At 34.9% G+C, this 209-nt stretch carries 1 protein-coding gene; it reads right to left on the bottom strand.

Annotated features, from left to right (window positions below):
• Window positions 1–209: LuxR C-terminal-related transcriptional regulator (locus FDX22_RS31720; protein ID WP_255433016.1), on the bottom strand; the 209-nt coding region annotated here is incomplete at both ends.

Here is a 209-nt window from a genome sequence, read left to right as displayed (position 1 = left end):
GCGCTGATTGTTTTATTACTCAATAAAAGTTGCTCAGCAATTTCTTTATTAGATAACCCATTCGCCAGATAACGTAAAACCGTTACCTCGCGGTTCGATAACGGCATGTCATTCAGCACACCTTTACGTATATTAATATTATTAATAAAGTTAAGCGTGTCTGAAGGGAAAAATGAATATCCTGATAAAATCATTTTCACCGCGTTATA

Origin of the sequence: Citrobacter sp. TBCS-14 (assembly GCF_005280805.1) — a bacterium.
Lineage (GTDB): Bacteria > Pseudomonadota > Gammaproteobacteria > Enterobacterales > Enterobacteriaceae > Citrobacter > Citrobacter gillenii.
The sequence above is the reverse complement of the archived record's forward strand: the minus strand, read 5'-3'. Positions and strand labels throughout refer to the sequence as shown.